The 23054-nt window shown below is 61.5% G+C and carries 21 protein-coding genes and 2 pseudogenes; 15 read left to right on the forward strand and 8 right to left on the reverse strand.

Features of this window, described 5'->3' with window-relative positions:
• Window positions 1–256: 256 nt before the first annotated feature.
• Window positions 257–865 (forward strand): annotated as a pseudogene (locus NATGR_RS17175) (transposase); the annotation flags it as partial.
• A gap of 9 nt (window positions 866–874) precedes the next feature.
• Here the strand turns inward: NATGR_RS17175 and NATGR_RS17180 are convergent.
• On the reverse strand, window positions 875–2149 hold the full coding sequence (locus NATGR_RS17180; protein ID WP_015233873.1) for an IS4 family transposase: 1275 nt from the start codon (window positions 2147–2149) through the stop codon (window positions 875–877).
• A gap of 475 nt (window positions 2150–2624) precedes the next feature.
• Here NATGR_RS17180 and NATGR_RS20340 point away from each other — a divergent pair, with 475 nt between their 5' ends.
• From NATGR_RS20340 to NATGR_RS17205, 4 genes are all read left to right on the forward strand, one after another.
• Window positions 2625–3275: a hypothetical protein gene (locus NATGR_RS20340; protein ID WP_015233875.1), complete on the forward strand. Its 651-nt coding sequence runs from the start codon at window positions 2625–2627 to the stop codon at window positions 3273–3275.
• Window positions 3276–3750: 475 nt separating this feature from the next.
• Complete coding sequence (locus NATGR_RS17195) at window positions 3751–5544, forward strand: DUF6541 family protein (protein WP_005575957.1); 1794 nt, start codon at window positions 3751–3753, stop codon at window positions 5542–5544.
• 320 nt (window positions 5545–5864) lie between these two features.
• Entirely contained in the window at window positions 5865–6809 is a 945-nt protein-coding gene (locus NATGR_RS17200; RefSeq protein ID WP_005575955.1) for a hypothetical protein, read from the forward strand.
• A 524-nt stretch (window positions 6810–7333) separates the two neighbouring features.
• Window positions 7334–9115, forward strand: a complete 1782-nt coding sequence (locus NATGR_RS17205) for a hypothetical protein (protein ID WP_005575953.1) — start codon at window positions 7334–7336, stop codon at window positions 9113–9115.
• A 229-nt stretch (window positions 9116–9344) separates the two neighbouring features.
• On the opposite strand, the gene NATGR_RS17210 is transcribed toward NATGR_RS17205, so the two are convergent.
• Window positions 9345–9944, reverse strand: coding sequence for a DUF7344 domain-containing protein (locus NATGR_RS17210; RefSeq protein ID WP_005575951.1), 600 nt, complete (start codon window positions 9942–9944; stop codon window positions 9345–9347).
• Between the two features lie 726 nt (window positions 9945–10670).
• On the opposite strand from NATGR_RS17210, the gene NATGR_RS17215 reads away from it, so the two are divergent.
• Window positions 10671–11642 (forward strand): transcription initiation factor IIB, encoded by a 972-nt coding sequence (locus NATGR_RS17215; RefSeq protein ID WP_005575949.1) that lies wholly within the window; start codon window positions 10671–10673, stop codon window positions 11640–11642.
• On the opposite strand, the gene NATGR_RS20035 is transcribed toward NATGR_RS17215, so the two are convergent.
• Both NATGR_RS20035 and NATGR_RS17220 read right to left on the reverse strand, forming a co-directional pair.
• A complete protein-coding gene (locus NATGR_RS20035; RefSeq protein WP_005575947.1) occupies window positions 11635–11811 on the reverse strand; it encodes a hypothetical protein in 177 nt (58 codons plus the stop codon). The genes NATGR_RS17215 and NATGR_RS20035 overlap by 8 nt on opposite strands.
• A 63-nt stretch (window positions 11812–11874) precedes the next feature.
• The gene (locus NATGR_RS17220; RefSeq protein ID WP_005575945.1) at window positions 11875–13605 is read right to left on the reverse strand and encodes a methyl-accepting chemotaxis protein; all 1731 of its coding nucleotides are present in this window, start codon (window positions 13603–13605) and stop codon (window positions 11875–11877) included.
• A gap of 268 nt (window positions 13606–13873) precedes the next feature.
• On the opposite strand from NATGR_RS17220, the gene NATGR_RS17225 reads away from it, so the two are divergent.
• From NATGR_RS17225 to NATGR_RS17235, 3 genes are all read left to right on the forward strand, one after another.
• The gene (locus NATGR_RS17225) at window positions 13874–15736 is read left to right on the forward strand and encodes a DEAD/DEAH box helicase (RefSeq protein WP_005575943.1); all 1863 of its coding nucleotides are present in this window, start codon (window positions 13874–13876) and stop codon (window positions 15734–15736) included.
• 586 nt (window positions 15737–16322) lie between these two features.
• A complete protein-coding gene (locus NATGR_RS17230) occupies window positions 16323–16568 on the forward strand; it encodes an AbrB/MazE/SpoVT family DNA-binding domain-containing protein (RefSeq protein ID WP_005575941.1) in 246 nt (81 codons plus the stop codon).
• Window positions 16565–16948, forward strand: a complete 384-nt coding sequence (locus NATGR_RS17235) for a PIN domain-containing protein (protein ID WP_005575940.1) — start codon at window positions 16565–16567, stop codon at window positions 16946–16948. Before NATGR_RS17230 ends, NATGR_RS17235 begins: the two co-directional genes overlap by 4 nt.
• Window positions 16949–16972: 24 nt before the next feature.
• Here NATGR_RS17235 and NATGR_RS17240 read toward each other — a convergent pair whose 3' ends face one another.
• Window positions 16973–17293, reverse strand: coding sequence for a chorismate mutase (locus tag NATGR_RS17240; protein ID WP_005575937.1), 321 nt, complete (start codon window positions 17291–17293; stop codon window positions 16973–16975).
• Window positions 17290–18168 (reverse strand): shikimate kinase, encoded by an 879-nt coding sequence (locus NATGR_RS17245; RefSeq protein WP_005575935.1) that lies wholly within the window; start codon window positions 18166–18168, stop codon window positions 17290–17292. The genes NATGR_RS17240 and NATGR_RS17245 overlap by 4 nt, the downstream gene beginning before the upstream one ends.
• A gap of 90 nt (window positions 18169–18258) precedes the next feature.
• Between NATGR_RS17245 and NATGR_RS17250 the strand changes: the two genes are divergently transcribed.
• Together NATGR_RS17250 and NATGR_RS17255 are read left to right on the forward strand one after the other, a co-directional pair.
• A complete protein-coding gene (locus NATGR_RS17250) occupies window positions 18259–18693 on the forward strand; it encodes a DUF5796 family protein (RefSeq protein WP_015233879.1) in 435 nt (144 codons plus the stop codon).
• A 2-nt stretch (window positions 18694–18695) separates the two neighbouring features.
• Window positions 18696–18938, forward strand: coding sequence for a DUF7508 domain-containing protein (locus NATGR_RS17255; RefSeq protein ID WP_015233880.1), 243 nt, complete (start codon window positions 18696–18698; stop codon window positions 18936–18938).
• Here the strand turns inward: NATGR_RS17255 and NATGR_RS20750 are convergent.
• A pseudogene (locus NATGR_RS20750) lies at window positions 18939–19043 on the reverse strand (DUF7128 family protein); the annotation flags it as partial.
• A gap of 122 nt (window positions 19044–19165) precedes the next feature.
• On the opposite strand from NATGR_RS20750, the gene NATGR_RS17260 reads away from it, so the two are divergent.
• Together NATGR_RS17260 and NATGR_RS17265 are read left to right on the forward strand one after the other, a co-directional pair.
• The gene (locus NATGR_RS17260) at window positions 19166–20188 is read left to right on the forward strand and encodes an amidohydrolase family protein (protein WP_005575929.1); all 1023 of its coding nucleotides are present in this window, start codon (window positions 19166–19168) and stop codon (window positions 20186–20188) included.
• A gap of 85 nt (window positions 20189–20273) precedes the next feature.
• On the forward strand, window positions 20274–20789 hold the full coding sequence (locus tag NATGR_RS17265) for a universal stress protein (protein WP_005575927.1): 516 nt from the start codon (window positions 20274–20276) through the stop codon (window positions 20787–20789).
• Window positions 20790–20801: 12 nt separating this feature from the next.
• On the opposite strand, the gene NATGR_RS17270 is transcribed toward NATGR_RS17265, so the two are convergent.
• Complete coding sequence (locus tag NATGR_RS17270) at window positions 20802–21431, reverse strand: phosphoribosyltransferase (protein ID WP_005575924.1); 630 nt, start codon at window positions 21429–21431, stop codon at window positions 20802–20804.
• Between the two features lie 98 nt (window positions 21432–21529).
• Here NATGR_RS17270 and NATGR_RS17275 point away from each other — a divergent pair, with 98 nt between their 5' ends.
• Together NATGR_RS17275 and NATGR_RS17280 are read left to right on the forward strand one after the other, a co-directional pair.
• Complete coding sequence (locus tag NATGR_RS17275; RefSeq protein WP_005575922.1) at window positions 21530–22306, forward strand: NAD(P)H-hydrate dehydratase; 777 nt, start codon at window positions 21530–21532, stop codon at window positions 22304–22306.
• A gap of 42 nt (window positions 22307–22348) precedes the next feature.
• Entirely contained in the window at window positions 22349–23020 is a 672-nt protein-coding gene (locus NATGR_RS17280) for a class I SAM-dependent methyltransferase (RefSeq protein WP_005575921.1), read from the forward strand.
• Window positions 23021–23054 lie beyond the last annotated feature (34 nt).

Below are 23054 nucleotides of genomic sequence, written 5' to 3' on the forward strand. Positions count from 1 at the left end.
CGTATCTCTCAAACCTATCTTCAGAACTTCTCCTAACTACTACCGCCCCCGAAGTTCGGTGACGAGGAACAAGAGCGTCTGTTAGAACTTCTCCAGAAGGGACAGCCCTGGAAAGCACAGGAGAAAGGTCTTCTCTGAGTAGCCACTCTTCGGACAGTCGCTTCGAGAGCCGATCTAATTTGCTCTGTTGAATAGCGATCTAATCCGCCGATATCACTAGCTTAGAAGGATGAAGCCGAGGAATTCGACTCTGCCTATGGAAATCGATATCCTCGACTTCGTTGAGCAGTGTCGTGACCTAGCTAAACAAGCGTTGGGGAAGCACGCGGGCGAGCCCGCCAGCGGCGGGTTCGCCCGCTGGGTCCATGTCGTTCTCCACTGTTTTCGGCTCGAAAAGGGCCATAGCTACCGTGAAACGCCGAATCGGCTGAAGTATATGAGCGAGGTTCGTGACGTACTTGGTCTCGATCGAGAGAATCTCCCTGACTACAGCACGATCTACAAATCGTTCGACCGGCTGAAAATGTGGGTGTGGCGGGCGTTGCTGCGCATTTCAGCGCAGCAACACCCGCAGTCTGGCCACGCCGCTCTCGACAGCACGTTCTTTGATCGCCGCCGTTCTTCATCGTACTTCCGCCAGCGGTCAGGAAACACCGTACAGACGCTGAAAGTGACGACATTAACTGATATAGAGTCGCTCGCTGTTCTTGATGTCCATATTACAGCACGGTGGAAGCACGATACGAAGACCGGACCGCAGATCGTCCGCCGGAACGCGGACGACCTGCAGTCCGTGGCTGCCGATAACGGGTTCCAAGACTGGCACACTGAGTACGAAATCTCCGCACTTGATGTCGAGTATATTCGTCTTTAGCTAAGACTCACACCTCGGTTGCGTAGCGGTAGCGAGCGTCTCTTGTAACACTGGGCGTTGCTGGTGGATCTTCTGTGCGTCGTCGATCAGTCGGTCAAGCAGCGGTGGCGGCGAGTAGCCAAGATATTCGCCAAGTTCGTGGAGGATGAGCTGGGCGTGCGACCGGAAGGTCGCCGCCCAGCGTTCCGGCGGAAACACGATCTCACCGTCCGCCTGTTCGGTGACCAGATCGAGCAATTCACGACTCACGAGCAGTGACAGCAACGCCGCGTACAGCAGAATTTCGACAACATGCTTCTTTGTCGTGTCGAACTCGTCCAGTTCGTACTGCGTCTTCAACTCCCGAAACAGCAACTCCACCTCCCACCGACACCGATAGATCGTCCCTAGATCCGACGGCAGGAACTCCTCTCTCGGGAGATTCGTGATGTACAGGTGGTAGTCGTCGGCGTCCTCTTTCCGGACGCCGACGACGCGAAACCGCTTCGTATGGCGTGACTGCGTTCCGCCGTACGGTCTTCGGTCGAACTCGGCTTCGACTTCCACGTCGATGTACTCGCGGTGCAGATCATCCACAACATCGTGGATCTGCTCACCCTCCAAGGGAATGGCGCGCCCGCGCCATTCCCGTAATTCCTCCGTTACGACCGGATTTGCGCTCTCTTTCAGCCGACTCACGAAGTAGCCGTCGTTCTCATCGATCAACGCGAAGCGGCGGTACTTGAAGTAGGCTCGGTCGAACAGAACGAGCCGATCTTCGAGCCACGATCCTGTGTGAAACAACGTGCTGTCGTGCGTTTTCTCGTCAGTCACGTCGAGACGTTCTATCGTCTGCTCAGTGGCATTGTGGAGCAGGTGGAGCTTCGCTCCAGCCTGCTCCTCCTTGCGAGCTTCGTACTCATCGGCAAGGAACTCGTGCAACCGCAGGACGGTTCCATCAGCGATCATCACGTCCTTGAATCGGTCGATATCGGCGTCAACAGTGTCAGGGACAGCGACCTCGTCGAGGCCACGCTCGACGAGGTCGCGGAAGTACTCTGCGGGAGACGGCGTCAACCGGTGATAGAAGCCGCCGGGAGAGGTCGTCTCATCAGCTGTCGAGTTGTAGCTGCGTCTGAAGCCAGCGAGTGTTCGGCTTTCGCCTGCGGCGAAGCCGAACACGAATGCCCAGACGAAGGCAGGGATCTGGAGCTTGCGGTCGCGTCCGATCACGCCGAGTTCCTCGGCGTGCTCTTCGAGGAACTCAGAGGGAAACAGTGTAGTGAGCCGACGCATAATCCGAGATGAGGAGGCATTGGTGGACACAGCCGTTGCCTCCTCATTCCTCTCGAAAAGATGTCTCGATAAGCCGCTGCTGTCACGTGGTTCTTCGCTTAGCTAAAGACAGATAGAGTCCACGGTAAATCGTCGACTGTGAGGCGTCTACCTCGTCGGCCAGGTAATTTTGATAAGCCGGGCCATCAACGAGGCGTTTGAATATCGACAATCGTTTGTGGAGGACCATGTAGGCGGCGTGCGCTTTCTCCGCATCCATGATTCTATGTACTGTGAAAATCAATTTATATCTAATGGAGATACCGATAGGTAGTATCTAAAATAATGGTGTTCGATATGGCATAGTCAAGCCAGATAATGTACGATATTCGCGCTCTGTGCCTATATTCAACAGGATAAAGAGCCGGAAGAAGATCCACGTGTTGTCGAATACCCTGATCAACGGTAACGAGCCATAATTTCGTTCTGATAGTGCATGATTTTACCCGAACTCAGGAAAGGATGGGTGATGACAAACGGGTACCCGGAACAAAACGCCTCTCTTTCTACTGAATCAATCTCTAATGATACTGATTCATGGGAGGAACCGAACCGCAATCTTCTCGTCTCGATTGAGATCGAAAACGTCTCTCGAGAGCCTGGGGAAAATCCATATGATTGTTTCTACTCTGCTGATCCAGCTGATCCAAAACACTCTACCCATCGAGATGCTCTCATCACCGCCCACGAAATTATCGACGATCTCAACGACGATATCGACGTGGCCAATGCCGTGACGAACGCGAATATCCTACTCGAGAAATTCACCGATCCCTACTGGGATGACCACCCAGAAATCTACGAATTCGAGGTAATGCTCCGGTCGTTCATCTACGCCGAACTGCGTGGAATACGCTACCATCAAGACCTCGCAGACTTCCTCGAGCGCAACCCCGCGATTGCATTCACACTGAGCTTCGAACCGGACCTCGGTGACGAAAACGAGTATCTTGCCCTCCAAGTGTACCACACGCCGGAGACACCTCACCAGACGACGATCACCCCGTGTGCGAATCGTCGATTCCTCGATCGAGCGGAGAAGTTCATTATGGACGTCGTCGACGAGATCGAAGCCTACTGCCGCTGACACACCCACCTCGTCGAGATGCACTATCTGTGGAACAAGAATGGCAACATGAATCCAGGCGAGTCCGAGGAGAAACTCGACCCGGACGGTCTCATGAAACAGCAGATCCAACGGCTTGTGAATGAGTTGATGCGCCACGTCTGTCCGAAGATCAACTTCCAGCGGCGGTCATCGCGCTGGCGATTGCGGGCTGGCTAGTTCTGCCGCTCGGTGCTTTCGGTGGCTGGTACCACGAGCGGGCGAAGCTGAACGCGAACTGAGCTATCATCGACGTCGGCAGTCGGAGTGTACGCAGGTCGTACTCTGATCGAACGAACGCGCGCCCGGGAGTAGCCGGAGCGTCGATCGCTCGTCCCTGGAAACGACCGCATCAGTCGCGAACGATAGGAGCCCTATAACAAACCTTGCCAGCGACGAGCGTCCGCCAAGAGATGCGTATCGACGAGAAATCGACCGACAGTCGTACGGAGTCACGATGAGACGGTCGGCACTCGAGGGAGTGCTCGCGGTCGGCTTTCTCGCGCTCGCCGCCGGCGTGCTCGTGGCTCGAGCGAATCCGGCGGTCGGGTACGAGTCGTCCGTCTACGCAGGATCACCTACGGCGACGTGGATCGCGTTCGTCGTCGCGCTGGCGATCGCCGTCGGAGCCACGATCGCCTGTCGCGGCCGGTACCAGGCGCTTGGCATCGGCCTCGGCGGGACGACCGTCACCGCGATCGTGAGTCTGCCGTTGATTCGCAACTACCGGTTCTCGGGGATGGGCGACGCGATGACTCACATGGGCTGGACGCGAGACGTCGCCGACGGCGGACTCGCACCCCACGAACTGTTTTACCCCGCCGTCCACTCGATCGGTGCCCTGTTACACCAGGTCGGCGGGTTCTCGATCGAACGGGCGTTGCTCGTGACGATGGTCGTTCTCTTCGTCCCGTTCCTGATCTTCGTTCCGCTCATCGTCCGGAACGTCAGCGGCAATCCACGGGCAGTCGGCTTCGGTGCGATCGTCTCCTGGATGGTGTTGCCCGTGAACAACGTCGCGACGCACATGGGCGTGCACACGAACTCCGTCGCGCTGTTTTTCGTCCCCGTCGTCGTCTTCGCCGTCGTCGCGTACCTCCGGCGACGGGCGACGATCGAACGCCTTCCGTTCGGACTGTCGCCGTTTAGCGTCCTGCTGTACCTGAGCGCGATCGGCCTGCTGCTGATTCACCCCCAGCAGATGATCAACGTCGTCGTCCTCGTCGGGGCCATCGCCGGCGTCCAGTACCTCGCTCGCTCTCGAGTAGACGAGCATCCGATCCTCGAGCATCCAACCGCCTACGCGCACACGGCCGTGCTCGGGGTGATCTTTACCGTCTGGGCGGTCTCGAACGAGCGATTCAGGAACGCGGTCGCCGGACTCGTCTACGGGCTCGTGACCGCAGACGTCGGCGCCGGTGCGGAGGTCGACCAGCGTGGGGCCTCGCTCGCCGAGATCGGTGGCAGTCTCGGCGAACTGTTCGTCAGGATGTTCCTCGACGCGGCGATAATCGGCCTCGTCGTCGGTCTCTTTGTCCTGGTGATGTGGCTGGGGTGGACGAACACCGACCGGGAGACGGCCGCGTTCGTCACGTACCTCGGTCTCGCACTGATTCCACTCGGTGGGATCCTGTTGGTGTATTTCGTCGGGACACCGACGATGGCGTTTCGACAGATCGGGTTCATCTACGTCGTCCTGACGATCATCGCGGGGATCGCCGTCGCACACCTCGCCGGCGGACTCTCCCGTTTCGTCACGAGACCGGGATCGGACGCCATCGTCGCGCTCGTGCTCGGGTCCTGTCTCGTGCTCGGATTGCTGACCGTCTACGCTTCACCACTCATCTACAGCCCGAGCCAGCACGTCACCGACCAGACGTTCAGCGGCTACGAGTCCGGCTTCGAACACGCCGCCGAGGATCGACCCCACGCCGGACTCGGCTACGACCCCTTCCGGTACGACCACGCGATCAACGGCCTCGAGCGAGAGGGAGCCCTGAGCGGCGCGACGATCGCGACTGGCGAGGTCGACCACGAACAGTTCGAGACCGGCAACTACACTGGGGCCTACCACGGCGTCGACTACTATCTGATCGCTACCGAGTACGACCTCACACGCGAGGTCGACGTCTACCAGGAACTCTACTACAGCGAACAGTCACTCGAGACGCTCGAGATGTCTCCCGAGGCGAACAAGGTCATCTCGAACGACGAGTTCGAGATGTACGCGGTCGACGGCGAAAACGAGTGATTCGGTACTGAACGTCGGCGTTCGACAGTAACGAGAGACTGCGACTCGGCCGTTCGGACGTGCAATCGTTTTCGGGCCGAGGCCGGATTTCGGACCACCCGGTGAAGCGGTTGACACAGCCTCTCTGGTGCCAGTAACAGTCTTTTTCCGCCGAAAATTCCTCGTTGTCGGGACGGTTTTCGCAGTAGTCTCGTTCGTACTTTCGAGAACGAATCTGGATAGATTCTGCTCGAAACAGTAACGTTAGGAAGTAAGTGCGTAAATTCAATAGACTTCGTCAAGGAAAAGTTTATGAGTGTAACCCAGTGTTACGCAATCGTATGGCGCACCACCCCCGTACGTCCGAGACGGAGACGACTCCGACTACCGGTCGTAACGACGGATTAACCCGCCGCAACTACGTGCGGTCGCTCGCAGCGGTCGCAACCGCAGCAACTTCGCTCGGCGCGGCCGGCACCGTTGTCGCCGACGATGACTACGAGGTCATCGAAGCCGAAGGGCAAACGATCACCATCGACTCGGGTGAGACCTGGGAGAACAAACTGATCGACATGACCACCGGGCAAGACATCGTCGTCACCGCCCACGGCACCGACTGGACGATCCAAAACGTCGGCTTCGACGGGAAAAATACGTCCGGCACCGGCTCCGCCACGTTCGGTCTCTCCGACTCCGACCCGAGCGGCTCGAGCACCGTCGAGAACGTCTATCTCGGCGACGGCTCCGACAGCCACAACGGAAGCTCGAGCGGTCACGGACAGACCGCCTTCTGGGTCGATCCCGACCACGCCGGCCACGTCGACTTCGAGAACGTCAACATCCAGGAGTTTGCGGACAACGCGATCTACGCGTCCGCGCCCGGTAACGCCGGCGGCGGCACGATCCACGTCGACCGCTGTTTCGCCGCGAACTGTTATGTCTCGCACTTCCGTCTCGCGACCGAGGGGAGCACGGTGACGAACTCGAGTGTCTACGTCGACGACTCGGGCTACCAGGGCCGCGGTATCTGGGCCTGGGCACCTGGCACGGTCGAAGTCGAGGGGTGCCAGATCGAGATGCACGGGCACAACGTCGCCATCGACGCCGGCGCGAACGGCAACCCAACCGAGGTCCTCGTCAGTGACACCGACTACGACGATGTCGCCGGTATCGGCGAGAACGCCGGTTCGACCGTCGAACTCGAGGACGATGTCGGCACGGACCCTGATGCGTTCGTCCCTGACGGCGTCCCGCAAAGCGCGGAGGAAGCCGCCTCCGGCAACTGATCGACTACCCCGCTGACGCAGCTCTCCGTGGTGGGATTGCTGTGAGTCCGTCTCGGTGGTCTGCGACGTAACGCCGCCCCGGTTCCCGCTGACGTGGTTTTGTGTTCGCGGTTCGGTTTCTCGTTTCGCGTAGTCGAGGACCGTTCGCTCGGCGCGCTTTCATCCGGTTTGCTGTCAGTCAGTTTCGGCGCGACCGCAGGAGCTCGCGGTCGCGCCGGGGCATCGGGACAGCAGTCCGTATCACTCACTCTGTCCAGGGATCGACGCGCGAGCGTGTTTTTCGGCCACTCGAGTGCCGGTAATTCTGTATTACCCGCCAGTTCGCGGTAACGACCGACGCTCGAAACGGGCCGATACGGGTAATACGGTATTACTCTCGACATCGCGTTCCGATTTCTGTCGCTTTTATCGACGACAAACGTAGAAAGTTCTATGAATGAATAGAACGTACGTTGTTGAAGTCAGTAAATTTTATACTTAGTGTAAGGGAAAGTTTATGCCGGTAGTTTCGTATTACCGAGTACATGGCACGCGAACCTTCGGTACTGGACGACGAAGCGGTCGCCGACGACGACACTACGTCGGGAGCTGGCGGTGGTAATTCTGAATTACTCGGCCGTCGCTCCTACGTGAAACTGGCGGGTGCAACGACTGTGGCTGCTGCAACGACAGTTCCCGGCACTGCAAGCGCCGACGAGGAATACGACGAGATCACCGCCCAGGGACAGACAATTACGATCGGTCGTGGCGAAACGTTCGAGAACAAGCTAATCGATCTCACGACCGGCGACACCGTCACGTTGCTCGTCGAAGGCGGCGACTCCGTCATCCGCAACGTCGGGTTCGAGGGTCTCCACCGCGGGAGCGGGTTCATGCTCTCGATCACCGCCCCCAGCGGGGACGTTCTCATCGAGAACGTCTACCTCGGCGACGGGTCGACCAAAGCAGGCGGGAGCCACACCCACGGTCCGGGTGCCGTCTTCATGCATCGCAACGCAAACTGCGACGTCACGTTCCGTCACTGCAACGTCCAGGGCTACCCCAACAACGGCTTCTACTGTTCCAACACCGCCTACGGTGGCTCGGCCCGTTTCGAGAGCTGTTACGGAAAGAACAACGGCGTCTCCACGTTCCGCGTCGCCGGTGGCAACGACGCTATCGTCGACTGCGTCGCGTACAACGACAACACCGACTACGGCCCCGGCTGGGGCGGCTACGTCGAAGACGCCGGCCGACCGCTGTGGGTCTGGCCCGGTGGGACACCCACGATCGAAGATTCGGAGTTCGCCGCCGGGTCGTATCCGTACGCTGCGGTCGTGCGCGGCAGCGGCTCCGCCCAGATGACCGATGGTGCGATTCAGGGACCGGTCCAGGGCAGCGGCCTCCAGCGCTCGGGCATCTCGCGTTCGGCCGACCTCTCGATTCCCGACGGCGTCCCGACCTCGGCCCAGGAGGCTGCAGCGGGCAAGTCCGTCGACGACTCGAGTCCGGACAGCGGCGACGACGAGGACGAACTCCCCCACGTCCTGCTGTTCGAGGGCGACGACGTCGACGTCTCCCGGTACGAGTTCGTCGTCGATGGCACGGTCGAACCGACGACCGACGACGGCGCGACCATCGACGCCGAAACCGAGATTGAGGACGGATTCGTCCACGGCGTCGTCGCCGACTGGAAAGACGCCTTCCGGTTCGACGGCGACCTCGAGACGCTGACCGTCGACGGGCCGGCGACGGTGGTTCTCGAGGGCGAAGAGATCGATCCCGACGAGTACGGCGAGGAACTGCCCCACGTTCTCACTGTCGAGGGTCAGGGTGAGCCGACGAGCTTCGAAGTTACGGTCGACGGGACGGTCGAGTACGACGGCGAGGCAGATCCGGACGACGACGCGACGACCGTCTCTGGTTCGACGGTCCAGAGCTCCCTCACCGACGAGAGCCAGACGTTCCGGTTCTCGGGCGCGATCACCGACGTGACGATCATCGAGGGCGAGGCCGTCGTCTCCGTCGACGGCGAGGAGATCGATCCAGACGAGTACGGTGACGACGAGCTGTTGCCTCACGCGATCCTCGTCGACGGCACCGGAACCGACGGGCCGACGTCGTACTCCTTCGTGGTGTCGGGTCGTGCCGTCGAGGCGACGTTTCAGGAACTCACGATCGACGACGAACAGGTGTACGAGGACGGCGTCGTCCGTGGCGTCGTCGGCGACGAACGCGACGCTTACTGGTTCGACGGTGGGTTCGAAGACTTCACGTTGCTTGGCGACGCGACGGTCGACGTCCAGTACAACGCACGCGAACAGTAGGCAACGCTCAAGCGTGACACCCCTCTGTGACATCGAGAGTAAAGTGGCTCCCGTGCCTGGAACAGCAAGCTGGCACGCGAACTGTTCCGGTACTGGATGACGGTCGCCGGGAGCCATCTGAGTGTACGATAGGGATGAATAAAAGTCCTTCCTGAACTGTTTCGGTGGACGACGAACGCGGGTAGACGGGTCGACGAGACGACGGTCGTCCGAGACGACCGCGTGTGGGTCACTCGATCCGGGAAAGTTTGCCGTTGACGGTTTGTTCTTGCTGTCGGTTTCGAACGGTGTGGACGACCGACAGTGAGAAGAGTGCGACGAGGACGACGGCGGCGAGTGCGAGCGTCGGAATCGCTGCCAGCAACGGGACGTTAAAGAGTGCGCCGCCGACGAGCACGACCCCGAGTGCACTCAATGTCCCGTACCAGCGATCCCACCGATCCTGCTGGTGGGAGTCCGTATCGAGGTACATCATCAAGAGATCGGCGTTCTCCGACAGCGAGATCAGCCCCCGATCCTGATCGTACTCGACGATTCCGGCGTCGTCCATCTTGGGGAGGTGGGTCTGGTAGAGAGCGACGTATACGCGCTTTCGTTGATCGGAACTCAGGGCGTTTACGCTCGTATCGTTCTCCCAGGCGGCGATCTGCTCGGCGAGCTCACCGAGCGTGACCGTCTCCTCTGCCTCGAGCAGGTAAGCGAGGACTTCTCGACGGCGGCGGTTCTTGAGGAGTTCGAAAATGACGTCCTTCGAGAGGCGTTCGTCGTCCTCGGAGTCACCGACGGACGATGCAATCTCGTCGGGGAGAGAGGTATCGATCGACGACATTATCGTGTTCCTCCGGCGGCAGGTGTCGCAGTTCGAGCCCGGCTCCGCCAGCGTTTGCGGTCGAGAACGCTACTGGAGTATGACCCCCGCAGCGACCGCTGTACTTCCAAACGGCGATTCGCAGTCACGATTGACACACCAAGTTGTACACCAACAGAGATACTCTTAAGCACGGCCACGTTTCGCATCGGCTGCAAAGGGCGTACGGGACGACTTCGTCGCGCCGGGTGCGGTCGGGAACGGCGACACCGTCGCTGATAGCCGAGAGCGTCACTCACAGGTCGCTGGTATCGACCGATTTGGGGAGTGTATCCGTGGCGTATGCCGCGACAGAGACGAATGCAGTGATACGCCAGTGAACTCCGATGAACGACTCGGCAACTCGTCACTGGTCCGACGTTCGACTCCACCGATATAAATTCGAGCGACAGTTTGGTACCGAAAGGAGACTTTACGTGATGAACTGACGATTTACACCGGTGGACGGACGTAACAATCGTCACGATTCATGTGTTGGTTTCCCATTGTCGGAGACGGGTCGAAGCGATCACTCGCGGTCGCTTCACCCGGAGACGACCGATGGGACACGATTTCGGCGCGGGCACGGCGGCCTAGCAACTGGTCGGCCTGCGTCGAACTCTCCGCTCGACCTGCAATCGTAAGTCGGGGTTTCCTATGAAACCATGGTACCTCCTTACAATGGCTGCAGGACTGTCTTCGCTACGGATGACACAGCCCATCATCGATCACGCAAGAAGTGAGACAAGCGAACGGGAACAGAAACGGGAACGAGGAACGGAGCTGTGTCCTGACTGTGAAACCGACACGATCGTCCACGACCCCGACCGCGGCGAACGAGTCTGTGACGAGTGTGGGCTCGTTCTAACCGAAGACCCCATCGACTACGGTCCCGAGTGGCGCGCGTTCAACGCACAGGAACACGACGAACTCTCTCGAGTGGGTGCACCCCTGACCCAGTCGATGCACGACCGCGGGCTGACGACGACGATCGACTGGCGAAACAAGGACGCCAACGGCCGGTCGATGTCCGCCGAGAAGCACGGCCAGATCCATCGGCTTCGCGTCTGGCAGGAACGAATCCGGACGAAAAACGCCGGCGAGCGGAACCTCAAGTATGCACTCTCGGAGATCGACCGGATGGTCAGCGCACTCGGCGTCCCCAACCCGGTCAAGGAAACCGCGAGCGTCATCTACCGTCGGGCTCTCCAACAGGACCTCATTCGTGGTCGGTCGATCGAAGGTGTCGCGACCAGTGCCCTCTACACCGCCTGTCGCAAAGAGGACATCCCGCGCAGCCTCGAGGAAGTGACCGCCGTCTCCCGGGTCGATCAGCGCGAAATCGGGCGAACCTACCGATACATCGCCGACGAACTCGGCATCAACTTAGAGCCGACGAACCCGCGACAGTTCGTGCCCAGGTTCTGCTCAGAACTCGACGTCGACAAAGACGTCGAGACGAAAGCGATCGACATTATCGACGAGACGACCGAGAAAGGGCTTCATTCGGGTAAATCACCGACGGGGTTCGCGGCGGCAGCCATTTACGCGGCTGGGCTGCTCTGTGACGAGACGATCCCACAGCGAGCGGTCGCAGAAACCGCCCAGACCACCGTCGTCACCGTCAGAAACAGATACAGGGAACAACTGGACGCGATCGACCAGACGCCGGCTACATGATCGATCGATCGTCTTCGCCGTAGACATCCTCGTCGACCAGTGCGTGCAAGTTATCGTAGGGAACGAACGCAACGAGCGTGTCGTCATCGTCGTACAGTTCGAGGCCGTTCTCGACTCGCTCGTACCGATCACACAGGATCTGTCCCTCGGGGAGGATAGCTCGGAACATACCGTAGCGTACGTTAGCCGCACGGATATACTATTTGTCAGCGCTGGAAGACGTCGTCGAGAGTCAGGCGTCGGCGGTGAACTCCTCGAGTTGACCGCTCAGTTCGGTAGCCGTCTGGGACAACGACTGTGCCGCATTCGAAATCTCCGAGACTGTCGCGGTCTGTTCCTCCGCAGCGGCGGCGACGCTGCTCGTCTCCTCGAGCGTGTGTTCGCTTCGGTCGGTCGCTTCGTCGACCATCGACACGACCTGCTGGCCCGTGCGGGCCTGGTCGTCTGTCGCGGCGTTGATCGACTGGACGCCGTCGTTTGCCTCCTGGACGCTGCCGGCAATCTCCTCGAGAACCTCGAGACTTTCCTCGATCGTTTCTGTTCCGTCGACGACTTCCTGTTGCATCGTCCCGATCTCGTCGACCGCTTCCTGGGCCGAGTTCTGCAGGCCACTGACCAACTGTTCGATCTCGCCGGTCGCCTCGCCAGTTTCTTCCGCCAGCGACTTGATCTCGCTGGCGACGACGGCAAACCGGTTCCCGTCGCCGCTCGCTCGGGCGGCCTCGATCGACGCGTTGAGTGCGAGCAGGTTCGTTTCCTCTGCGATTTCGTCGATGAGGGTGACGACCTCGGTGACCTCGGCCAGTTCCTCGTCTAACGCTTCGATGCGACCGACGATCGTTTCCATCCGGCGCTCGAGACGGTCGAGTTCTTCGATCGCCTCGCTTGCCGTTTCGCGTCCATCACGAGCGTTCGTCGCTGCTTCCGCCGAGACGTCCGCGACCCCGTCGGCCGTCGACGCGATCTCTTCGATCGTCGCCGAGAGATCGCTCATCTCGTCGCGTACCTTCTCGAAGCGGTCGTTCTGCTCGTCGGTTGCGACCGAAATCGCCTCCGCGGAATCGCTGACCCCCGCGCTCGTCTTCTCTAACTCGGCGACACTCGCCGAAACCTCCGTTCCAACTCGATCGACCTCGTCGGCCAACGTCTGTACCTGACCGAGCATGCCCGACACGTCGTCGACCGTTGCATTGAGGGCATCCGCAATCTCGACCATCGCCTCGTGATCGCTCTCGACATCGACGCGGTGAGTGAAATCACCCTCGGCACACCGTTCGAGAACGTCCCGACAGCGCTCCGCGTCGGCCTCGAGGGCGGCGTTTCGTCGTTCGGTCTCCTGTCGTTGCTGTTCGATCTCCTCGCGGTTCTCCTCGAGTTTCTCGATTCGGTCTTCGAGGCTGATTCGCATCTCTTCCAGAGAGTCGCCGAACTCGCCGGGAACATCCGCCTCGAGAACGCTGGCGTCGAACTCTTCGCCTGCGAGAGCGTCGGCCTGGTTGGCGACGGTCGTCAGGTAGGCGTACATCTTGACGACCGACTCTTGGAGGTCGCCGATCTCGTCTTTCTGTGTCCGACCCTGCGGTCTGGTCTCTAACTGCCCCTCGGAGATTTCGCTCGCGATCGAGCGGACCCGTCGCAGCGGTTCGATGAAGTCCCGTCGGGCGACCAACCACGTGTTGGCGAAGGCGACGACGGCGAGCACGATCAGGACGCCGCTGAGAAGGATTTGAGCGGTCGGAAAGATCGAAAACGCTTCTCGGGGCCCCAGGAAAAGCAGCGGCAACAGGAATATGCCGATTGTCGCGAGAAACTGGAGACAGACGGCAGCGAGTATCTTCCGTTCGATGGTCTCGGTCGCCCCGAGTTTGTCCATCATCCACCACAGGATCGACTCGTACCGTTCGCTGATCGAACTCCGCCCGTCGTCAGGGTTGTCGACCCGGTCCGCAGAAACTGTGAACATACGTGTCAAATCAAATGTGTTATACTTAAAGTCGGTGGCTGTTTCCAACTGATAGGGCCAGTCCGGAACAGTACCCGTCACACTGGGCCAGTTGAATCGGCGTTCAATCGATGTCGGTCGCCGGCTAGTGGCGAGCCAAGCCTACACTGATGGGTCGAATCTGGCGGTGTGGCTCGATTCGACCTGTCAGTCGACGGTTGGGACGGTACTAGCCCGGCAAAGCCCGACGAACGAAATCGGTTTATCCCCACCACCGTTAGCCCTGCCAGTGACGCGCGATCGTTCCGCCGACGACAGCGACGATCTGGAACTGACGATCGATCAGTTCCACGACGCCTGCCAGCAGGTAGGCCGACCCATGCTCACGGCAGACGGGATCGCTCGCACTCTCGATCGCTCCCAAGACGCCGTCTCGGACGAACTCGAGGCGCTGGTCGATCGCGGCGACCTCGAGTCGTTCTCGGTCACGGCCGATCCCATCGTCTGGTATCCGGCGAACCTCGAGGATCTGACCGAACAGGAACGGATCGTCGTGTTCCCGAAACGGCGCGAAATCGTCGTCGACCAGCCGACGCAGTTCACACGAGCGCAACTATCCCAGTTTGCTCACCTCGCAGATGCAAACGGCAAACAGGGATACCGCTACGTCGTTCGCCCGGAAGACGTCTGGCAGGCACCACACGAGGCGTTCGACGACCTCGCCCGGACGATGCGACAGGCACTGGGACAGCGATCCGAACCGCTCGAAGAGTGGGTCAGGAGTCAGTGGGATCGAGCCCACCAGTTTCAGCTCACCACTCACGAAGACGGCTACACCGTCCTCGAGGCCAAGACGCCCGAGGTTATGGGGAACGTCGCCCGACAGAAACTGGACGAAGAACACGTCCACGCACCGATCTCCGACACCGAAGACTGGGTGCGTGAGGGGGCGGCGGCGGCGATCAAGCGAATCCTCTACGAGGCGGGCTACCCCGTGCAGGATCACCGCGACCTCGATTCCGGAGAGTTGCTCGATGTCGACCTCGCGGTCTCGCTGCGTGACTACCAGCAGACGTGGGTCGATCGCTTCGCGGAAGCCGGGGAAGGCGTCTTCGTCGGCCCGCCGGGCAGCGGCAAAACCGTCGCCGCCATGGGCGCGATGGCCGAGGTCGGCGGCGAGACGCTCGTTCTGGTGCCGAGTCGCGACCTCGCACGGCAGTGGGCCGAGACGATCGAGGAATACACCAACCTCGGCCCACACCAGATCGGCCAGTATCACGGCGGCCAGAAACACGTCCGGCCGGTGACGATCGCAACCTACCAGATCGCGGGCATGGATCGTCACCGCTCGCTGTTCGACGACCGCGAGTGGGGACTGGTGATCTTCGACGAGTGTCAGCACGTCCCCAGCGACGTCTACCGCCGCAGCACGCACCTCCAGTCCCAGCATCGCCTGGGGCTTAGCGCGAGTCCGATCCGGGAAGACGACCGGCAGACAGAAATCTTCACGCTCGTCGGCCCACCGATCGGCACCGACTGGCAGGCACTGTTCGACGCGGGCTTCGTCGCCGAACCAGAACTCGAGATCCGGTACGTTCCGTGGGGCGACGACCAGCAGCGAAACGCCTACGCGTCGGCCGACGGTCGCGAACGGTACCGGATCGCCGCGAAGAATCACGGAAAGATCGACGAGGTACGGTACCTGCTACGAGACCACCACGACGCGAAAGCGCTCGTCTTCGTCGACTACCTCGAGCAAGGGCGCGAACTCGCCGAGGCCCTCGACGGACCCTTCCTCAGCGGCGAGACGCCCCACCACGAACGCCGGCGACTGCTCGAGGAGTTCCGCCGCGACGAACGCGACCTGCTGGTCGTCTCGCGGGTCGGCGACGAGGGGATCGACCTCCCCACTGCGGACCTGGCGATCGTCGCCTCCGGGCTGGGTGGCTCGAGACGCCAGGGAACTCAGCGAGCCGGCCGGACGATGCGGCCCGCGGGCGGCGCGCTGGTTTACGTGCTCGCGACGCGTGGGACTCGAGAGGAAGAGTTCGCGCGACGGCAGTTGCAGCATCTCGGCCGGAAGGGAATGACCGTCCGCGAACAGACGAGAGGGCAAGTGGGATCGAACGAGACTGCCGATAGCGACAACTGAGGCGGCTGGCTGAGTCGGAGACGGCCTACCCCCAAGACCATCCGGACGTTCCGAGACAGCAGAACAGCAGACCGCACGAAACGGTACTAGTACTCCGCCAAGCGTCGACTGATGAGTGAAACCAGACGACTGCACTCGGTTTCACTCATCCGTTCAGGCTTGCCAAAGCACTAGTACCGTCCCAAGCGTCGACTGACGGGTCGAATCGGGCCACACCGCCAGATTCGACCCATCAGTTCAGGCTTGGCCCGCCACTAGTACCATCCCAAGCGTGGACCGACTAGTTGAGAGTTGGCCCGAACCAATCACGGTTCTCGATCAGGAGTAGAGCGCACTAGTCAGAGTAGACTTGGGACGCTACTAGACAGTGCCATACGAACCAACTGAACAGCAACCGGAAGAGTCCTAATCGCTTATTGGGAGTTACACGAGCTTAGAAGCTCGATTAGTGCTATCTACTATCCCTTTGCTCAACCGTGTTCAGATAGACAATATCCAATGTGCGAACAGATGAAACACTGATGCTCGTACCATCAATTCTCCACTGGTGGTAAGATTCTTTGTCTGTGGTGCCGTAGTCGTATCTATGTCAGCAGAAACGGACGGGCAGGGGAGGTTGTACATCCCCAAAGATGTACGAGAAAAATACGGGGAGAAGTACCACATCGTCACGTACGAGGACAGAATTGAACTCGTTCCGGTTGCAGACGACCCGCTCGCTGCAGTCCGCGAAGCGGCAGGCGAGTTACGTGACGCATCCGTCGACGATATTCGCGCGGACATCGAAGCAGAAGCGAAAGCTGCGGCCCGCGAGAACGGGGACGATAGATGACGGTCTACGTCGAAACCGACTTTTTACTCGCGCTCGTCAAAGACTCAGACTGGTTGCAGCAATCTGCAGAAGAAGCACTCGACGAGTACGACGTAGAAACGTCGGCCGTCTCCTATCTCGAACTCCTTCTCGCCCGAGAACGGTACGAGTTCGATTACGTCCCACTCGTGGCAAATCTGCTCGAACTCGTCCCTGTCCGGGACGAGGAAGAACGACAAATCGTTCTGAAGGCCGTCAACTACTACGACGAGGGAATGACGGCGTTCGATGCGTTCCACGCCGCGACTGCAGAAACTCGGACGCTGGACGTACTCTCATCGGAGAAAGACTACGAAGACATCGAGGTGGAACGAGTCCCGCTAGAACCTGCTGATGAATGACAATATCTCTATCTCTACCCCTTGCTACCGGTTCTCACGCTGCTCTACTTTGTTCAGTTCGATCAACAGCCGGAAGATCGCCTTCACCAGATTCGCGTCGACGTCGAACCGTTCGGCGTTCCCGCCCGCGCGGTCCATCACCTGCTGTTCCTGTTCCTCGTCGGTCGTCGGCAATCCCTTCTCGTCTTTGACCTGAGCGATCGTGTCCGCAACGTAGGTTCGCTGGGCGATCAGTTCGACGATCTCGCGGTCGATCGTCTCGATCTCCTCGCGGAGTTCGTCCAGAGACATCTCGTCGGGCGTTCGTCGGTTCGATTCCTCGTCCGGAGTAGATTCTCGAGTCATAGTGATTGTGTGTGCGTCCCGTCCGTTCTCGTCTCCAGTAACCGTGTCGTTCCGGCGCGTTCGTTCCACCGCCGCTGTACGTCCTCGAGCGTCTCGTCGCTGCCGACGGCGACGTAGCTCGGGCCCGTGCCGGACAGCGAGACGCCGTCGACGTCCGGCATGGCGGTGATCATCGGTTCCGTCGAGAACTCGAGTGCGCCGGCGAACGCGAAGCCGTTGACGGTCATCGCCTCGCCGTAGCGGCCCTCGAGTGCGAGTTCCTCGACCAGGGTGGCTATCGGCGCGATCCGCTCGCAAGCCGAGACGTCGGCGTCGGCGCTGAACGACTGTTCGGGTGGCGTGTAGACCAGCGCCGACCAGTCGACCTCGTCGCGGGCGAGCAATTCGTCGTCGGTGTTGTCGGTGACGGTGACGCCGCCGAGCATGCTCGCGCTGGCGTCGTCGAACGCGCCGGTGACGGTGACACCGGCGTCCCGGGCCGCTTGGACGCCGAGTCGGCACGCCTCGATTCGTTCGACCGAGTCGGCAACGCAGAGTGCCTCGAGCGTCGCAAGTACCGTCGCGTTGGCCGCGGCGCTCGAGCTTTTGAGTCCGGACGCCATCGGCACCTCGCTTTCGGTCCGGACGCGAGCGCCCACATTCGTGGGCTCGAGTCCCGCCTCGGCTGCGTATTCGTCGATCGCCATCGCTGCACAGCGCTCGACGAGCGTCGTGTCGGCGTCGGGTTGGCCGGCAACCTCGCCGACGATGTCGCCGTCGTCGGTGAGTTCGACCGTGGCTGTCGTCTCGAGGTCGATCGCGAACGCGGAGCCGACTCCGGTCGCGAGCGCGTTGAGTACCGTTCCGGCTGCTGGCGCAACGGCGCGGCCGTCCATGTTCGTACACTGGTGAACGGATACTTACGGCTGACGATCGGTGCAACCGAGAGCGCACCGTTTTTCCCCAGTCCGATCGAAGGTCGGCATATGACTGTTCGGAGCAACGTCGCCCCCAGTACGATCGGGGTCGATCTCGTCGACGGCGGCGTCGTCGTCCAGTATCTCGACGGGCGCGAGGTGTTCTATCACGGCCCGCCTGACCCCATCGAGGGATCGATCACCACGCCGCCCGGCAAGGACGTTCACGTACTCGTCACCGAACCCGACGGTGTTGAGGGCGTGATGACGTACGTCAACGATCGAGACACGCACGACGAGATCCTCGAGACGACCGGTGTCGGCCGGGTCATGCTCGAGGAAAACGACGCGGAGGTCCTGTTTCCGGGCGTGACGGTTTCGACGGACGCCTACTCGATTCGCGTCGAGGCGGACCTCGAGGCCGTCGACGGCCGGGTGTTCGTCTTCGCGGAGGACGAGATGAGCGAACACGCATACGAACTGGTCGAGCCGGGCGGGAGGTGACGATGCCGCTGCAGAAACCCTGGCGGGACCTCGACCGCGAGGCCGTCGCGAGTGCGCCCGACCGGCCGGGCGTCTACGAACTCGGCGACGCGGACGGGGCCGTTCGCTCGATCGGTCACGGCGTGTTACGGGACGAGTTGAAGACGGCACTTGCCTACGGCGACGGCGATCGGGTACGCTGGGTCGAGGCTCACACGCTGGCTCGAGCCGCGGAACTGGCGGATGAACACCGGGAACGGCGCTGATCACTGGATGTAGGAGGGGTTGGTGTCGTCACATCGTGTCTCGTGTTCGGCCGCGTCGGATTGCTCGTCGAAGAACAACCCACAGTTTTCACATTCGTACCACGTGACGTCGTCCCGTTAGGTCTGGACGACCATATCCCGAATGGAACACAAGGCCGCGAATGCGTTTCTCCGGGTGGCTCGAGTCGAGCCCGAACCGTTGAAATGGCTGCCCGCGAACGTCCGGTATGGAACTCACGGGAACGATCCTTCGGGGGCGGGAGTTCGAGCCTATCGAAGGGCGGGTGGTGATCGACGACGAGGGACGGATCGCGGCCATCGAGGAGGCGGCCGTCGGGCGTTCGGCCATCGTTCTCCCGGCGTTCGTCAACGCTCACACTCACGTTGGCGACTCGATCGCCAAGGAAGCGGGACGCGGACTCTCACTCGAGGAGCTGGTCGCACCCCCTGACGGGCTGAAACATCGGTTGCTCCGGGAGGCGTCGCGGGAGGAGAAGGTCGCTGCAATGGTGCGGTCGCTCCAGTTCATGCACCGAAGCGGCACGGCTGCTTGTCTCGACTTCCGTGAAGGTGGCGTCGAAGGCGTCCGGGCGCTCGAGGCGGCAGCGGCCGACGTCGAGGTGGACGCGATCGCGTTTGGCCGTGAATCGATCGACGCGATAGAAGCCGGCGACGGCTTCGGTGCGAGCGGCGCGAACGACGCCGACTTCGAGCGCGAACGGACGGCGACTCGAGAGGCAGGGAAACCGTTCGGCATCCACGCCGGTGAGGTTGACGAGACCGACATCGATCCGGCGATGGACCTCGATCCGGACTTTCTCGTTCACATGGTCCACCCTGAACCAGTCCATTTGGATCGTGTCGCGGACTGCGACGTCCCGACCGTCGTCTGTCCGCGCTCGAATTTGGTGACCGGTGTCGGCCTGCCGCCGGTCGAGAAACTCCACGAGCGAACGACGCTGGCACTCGGGACGGACAACGTCATGCTGAACTCGCCGTCGATGTTCCGCGAGATGGAGTTTCTCGCCAAGTTCTCCGATCTCCCAGCGGACGACATCCTCCGGATGGCGACGGTAAACGGTGCCGAGCTCGCGGGCCTCGAGTACGGCGTCGTCGAACCGGGGCGGAAGGCACGGTTGCTCGTGCTCGACGGTGAGACGGACAACCTCGTCGATGCGCGTGATCCTGTCCGGGCCGTCGTGCGACGCGCCGGTGTCGACGACGTTTGCGACGTGATCGTCGAGGGCTGACGGCTACGTATCTCCTCGAGTGACGTTCTGACGATCCCGTGGCAACGTTATTGTATTTGGGCGACATACGGTATCATACAACACGATGTACGACCGCATTCTCGTCCCGACGGACGGCTCGCCGGAGGTCGAACGTGCACTCGAGTACGGGTTCGATCTCGCATGCGCTCACGAGGCGACGGTCCGCATCCTCTACGTCGTCAACGCGGCGAGCTACGGTGGGCTCCCGATGGAGACCGCCTGGGAGGGGATTAGCGACGCTCTCTACGACGAGGGGCAGAACGCAGTCGAGCGGGCGCGAGACCTCGCACCCGACGATGTTTCCGTCGAGACCGGCGTTCTCGAGGGGTCACCGAATCGCGTCATCGTCGAGGAGGCGAGCCGCGAGGACTGCGACCTGATCGTGATGGGGACCCACGGTCGCGGCGGCATCGACCGCCTCCTGCTGGGCAGTGTCACGGAACGGGTCGTCCGCAACGCTCCAGTGCCCGTTTTGACGGTGCGCGTCGATCCCGCCGAAGCGACCGACAAGCCGGACGCAGTCGGGACTGATTCGGCGGATCGGCGGATCACTGGCGTCGATTCGACGGATCGTGCCTAACCGGATCGATCGTTAACTGCCACCCTCGAGATAGTCGATCGCTTCTTCGTCAGTGACCTGTCCAAAGTTTCGATAAAACTGCCCCACGGCACGGAAGCTCTGGGGCGTCTCGAGTGCGATCACCTCGTCGGCCTCGCACTCGAGGTCCGAGAGCGTCCGCGGTGAACCGACGGGAACGGCCAGCGTAACGTGTTCGGCGTCGGCGTCGACGACCTGGCGGAGACAGGCAGTCGCCGTCGCACCCGTCGCGACTCCGTCGTCGACGACGACGACGCGCTGGCCGTCGAAGTTCGGCAACTCGTCGCCCTCACGGTAGCGGTCGGCCTTCGTCCGTGCGTTCTCCGCCTCCTCGTCGCGGATCTCCTCGAGGTACGCCTCGGAGACCCCCATCCGGTCGATGAGGTCGTCGTTGTGCCAGACGCTGCCGTCGCTCGCGACGGCCCCCAGTGCCAGTTCCGGGTTGTTCGGCGCGCCCATCTTTCGGGCGACGACGACGTCGAGTTCGGCCCCGAGTGCGTCCGCGACCGGTCGTGCGACGGGCAACGCCCCGCGTGGAATGCCGAGAACGACGTCGGCTTTGAGCCCGCGATCCTCGAGTTCGGCCGCAAGCTGTTCGCCGGCATCGGTTCTGTCGTCGAACATGGGTCTACCGCTGGCTACTACGGCCACCTTCTATGTCTTGTGGGGCAGACTGGAACACGCCTGCCAAGCGGCTACCCGTCGCGGCTCGAACTCTCGGTATGGGTCGTCTCCAGCGTACGCTGTCGAACGTCAGCGAGGAGTCCGGCACCGACAACGGGCGGGTCGCCGTCGTCGGCGGAAGTATCGACTATCCGACCCAGCCCGCGATCGTCGGCCAGGCGGCGCTGCGCACCGGCTCGGATCACGTCCGTGCACTCGTCGCCGAGCCGATATACGAGATCGTCGCGAGTCACTCGGTGAATTTGCTCGCCAGCTACTACGCTGGCGAACGGTTCGACGAGGACGCTCGCGAGCAAACGATCACCGTCAGCGAGTGGGCCGACGCACTCGTGATCGGGCCGGGACTGGTCGACGCGGAACCGGACGCCGTCTGTGACACTATCGACGACGTCTCCGTCCCGGTCGTCGTCGACGCGCTCGCGATCGAACCCGCACTCGAGGCCGACCTTTCGAACGCCGTCCTCACACCCAGCGGTTCCGAAGACGATCCGATCTACGAGAGCTACGGCTCGCTCGAGGCCATCACCGAGGAGACGAACGCAGTCATCATTCTGACCGGGACCGTCGACGAGATCATTGCAGACGGGACCCGCCAGCACAACGAGACGGGAACCTCCGCGCTGACTGTCGCCGGGACCGGCGACACGCTCGCGGGCATCATCGCCTCGCTACTGGGCCAGGGAATGGATCGCGAGGACGCTGCGGAACTGGGTGCCTGGGTCCTCGGCAAGAGCGGTGAACTTGCAACTGCCGAGTACGGACCGGGAGTCCTCGCGACCGACGTCGTCGATCGCATCCCCGATACGATCCGGTGAGACGGGGAAAACGATTCCACGCAGTCACTCGTCGGCAATCGTATGACAAACGAGTCCGTGGCGACCGGACACGACCACGACGCCGAGATCGACCATCCCGTCTTCGCCGCCGTCTACGACCTGCTTCCCCAGTCGCTTTTTCCCCGTGTCCACCGCGAGTATCTCGCTCGGGACCTCGCCGGACGTGTCCTCGAGATCGGCACCGGGAACGGCGCGATGTTTCCGTACGTCGTCGAAGCGGCGAGCGACGGCCTCGAGTACCACGCTATCGAACCAGACCCCAACATGCGTCCGCGGGCGAAACGACAGGCCAGAGCGAGTGGACTCGCCGTCGACCTGCGGGACGCCCGGGCTGAATCGCTGCCCTATCCCGACGACGCGTTCGACGTCGTCCTCTCGGGGATGGTCTTCTGTACCGTCCAGGACCCGGATGCCGCACTGGCGGAGGTCGCCCGCGTCCTGAAACCGGACGGGGAGTTTCGCTTCCTCGAGCACGTCGGCGCGGACGGCTGGCGACGGGCGGGCCAGGAACTGCTGAATCCGTTGTGGGAACGGGCTGGCGGCGGCTGTCAGCTGAACCGGGACACCGTCGACCGGTTCGCGAGCCACGACTCGTTCGCACTCGAGGAAATCGAACGTCTCGAGTTCGGGATCTTTCCCGTGACGCCGTTCGTCCGTGGAACGCTGCGCCGGCGACGGGAGCGGCCGGTCTAGGGGTTTTATCCCGTCGGATACCTCGAACTCTCCT

It is taken from the genome of Natronobacterium gregoryi SP2, assembly GCF_000230715.2.
Taxonomy (GTDB): domain Archaea; phylum Halobacteriota; class Halobacteria; order Halobacteriales; family Natrialbaceae; genus Natronobacterium; species Natronobacterium gregoryi.